The sequence below is a fragment of the Anaerococcus sp. NML200574 genome (genome assembly GCF_026131665.1).
Classification (GTDB): Bacteria; Bacillota; Clostridia; order Tissierellales; family Peptoniphilaceae; genus Anaerococcus; species Anaerococcus kampingae.
This window is the reverse complement of sequence record NZ_JAMXSM010000057.1, coordinates 1-2623: the sequence shown is the minus strand read 5'-3', so window position 1 is coordinate 2623 and position 2623 is coordinate 1. Positions and strand designations below refer to the sequence as shown.

Here is a 2623-nt window from a genome sequence, read left to right as displayed (position 1 = left end):
AAAGTGTGATGTCGTACCTTTTGTAGAATGGGCCAGCGAGTTATTCTAAGCTGCAAGATTAATGATTTAAGATCAGAAGTCGAAGCGAAAGCGAGTCTGAATAGGGCGAAAAGTAGAATAGAATAGACCCGAAACCGGGTGATCTATCCATGACCAGAGTGAAGGTGAAGTAAAATTCACTGGAGGCTCGAACCGGGTACGGTTTAAAACGTATCGGATGAGTTGTGGTTAGGGGTGAAAAGCCAAACGAACTCGGATATAGCTGGTTCTCCTCGAAATAGCTTTAGGGCTAGCCTTTGACGAAAGATTTAAGGAGGTAGAGCACTGAATGGTCTAGGGCGGTTTACCGTACCAAAACCTATCAAACTCCGAATGCCAAAAAATCAAGTCAAGGAGTCAGACTTAGAGGGATAAGCTTCTAAGTCGAAAGGGAAACAGCCCAGACCGACAGCTAAGGTCCCAAAATCTGGATTAAGTGGAAAAGGATGTGATCCTACTAAGACAACCAGGACGTTGGCTTAGAAGCAGCCATGCATTTAAAGAATGCGTAATAGCTCACTGGTCAAGTGGGGTTGCGCCGAAAATGAACGGGGCTCAAATCCAGTACCGAAGCTTCGGATTGATAGAGGAATTAAGTATACAAGTAAGGTATATAATTAAACTTGAATGGAAATATTAAAGATAACAGAGTTAACAAAAGAGTAGAAAATCAAAACTAACATACGCTCACTAAGAAAAATCAGAAAAGATTCAAAAATCACCCAAAATCCTAAAAAGGATAAACGGTAGGTCTAAAAACCTAAGCGTAAGTCAAACTACAATAAATTAACTGGTAACTGTAAATATTAAACGTCAAGTAAAATCTATCTTACAAGCATACTTAATACCTCTATCAGTGGTAGAGGAGCGTTGTATTAGGGAAGAAGCAGAAGCGAAAGCAAAGGTGGACTTAATACAAGTGAGAATGCTGGCATGAGTAGCGAGAAGGAGAGTGAGAATCTCTCCCGTCGAAACCCTAAGGATTCCTGAGCAAGGCTCGTCCCCTCAGGGTAAGTCGGGACCTAAGCCAAGGCCGAAAGGCGTAGGCGATGGACAACAGGTTTAGATTCCTGTACCGCTTAAAGTCGTTAAGAGAGAAGTGATGACGCAAGAGGATAAGCTAAGCTGACAGATGGAAGTCAGTCCAAGCAGTGAGATTAATGTGTAGGCAAATCCGCACATTGTTAAAATCAGGCTGTGATGGGTATCGAAAACATGAGTAGAGAAGTAGCCGATTTCAAATTGCCAAGAAAAGTCACTATCCAGACCAAAGCGCCCGTACCCGAAACCGACACAGGTAGGGAGGTAGAGAATACCAAGACGCGCGGAAGAACCTTTGTTAAGGAACTCGGCAAAATGTCCCCGTAACTTCGGGAGAAGGGGAGCCATAGCGATATGGCCACAGAAACCAGGCCCAAGCGACTGTTTACCAAAAACACAAGTTTCTGCAAAATCGTAAGATGAAGTATAGGAGCTGACACCTGCCCGGTGCTGGAAGGTTAAGGCGAAGGCTTAGCGCAAGCGAAGGCTCGAACTTAAGCCCCAGTAAACGGCGGCCGTAACTATAACGGTCCTAAGGTAGCGAAATTCCTTGTCGGGTAAGTTCCGACCCGCACGAAAGGTGTAACGATTTGGGCACTGTCTCAACAAAGGATCCGGTGAAATTGTAGTAGTCGTGAAGATGCGACTTACCCACGCTAGGACGGAAAGACCCCGTGGAGCTTTACTGTAGGCTGATATTGGACTTTGAGATTAGATGTACAGGATAGTTGGGAGACTATGAACCATGCACGCCAGTGTGTGAGGAGTCACCCTTGGGATACCAACCTTCTAATATTAAAGTTCTAACGATAACCCTTGAATCAGGGTATCGGACATTGTCAGTTGGGCAGTTTGACTGGGGCGGTCGCCTCCTAAAAAGTAACGGAGGCGTTCAAAGGTTCGCTCAGAATGGACGGAAACCATTCGAAGAGTACAAAGGCATAAGCGAGCTTAACTGCAAAACCTACAAGTTGCGCAGAGTAGAAATACGGACTTAGTGATCCGGTGGTACCGCATGGAAGGGCCATCGCTCAACGGATAAAAGCTACCCCGGGGATAACAGGCTTATCTCCCCCAAGAGTCCACATCGACGGGGAGGTTTGGCACCTCGATGTCGGCTCGTCTCATCCTGGGGCTGAAGTAGGTCCCAAGGGTTGGGCTGTTCGCCCATTAAAGAGGCACGCGAGCTGGGTTCAGAACGTCGTGAGACAGTTCGGTCCCTATCCAGCGTGGGCGTAAGAAATTTGAGAGGATCTGTCCCTAGTACGAGAGGACCGGGATGGACATACCAATGGTCTACCAGTTGTTCCGCCAGGAGCATAGCTGGGTAGCTACGTATGGAATCGATAAGTACTGAAAGCATCTAAGTACGAAACAGACCTCAAGATAAGATTTCTCAGAGTACGTAAAGAAAATACGTTTGATAGGTCCAAGGTGTAAGTGCAGTAATGTATTAAGCTAATGGATACTAATACTTTATATCTTGACTGGAAATATTGTTTCCCACTAAGGTGGGGTCCACAAAAAAGTGGATGCTATTTAA

Annotated in this window: 1 rRNA gene; it reads left to right on the top strand. The window is 45.6% G+C overall.

The window, feature by feature from the left end:
• A 23S ribosomal RNA gene (locus tag NH286_RS10560) occupies positions 1-2571 on the top strand; the annotation flags it as partial.
• Positions 2572-2623: the final 52 nt, after the last annotated feature.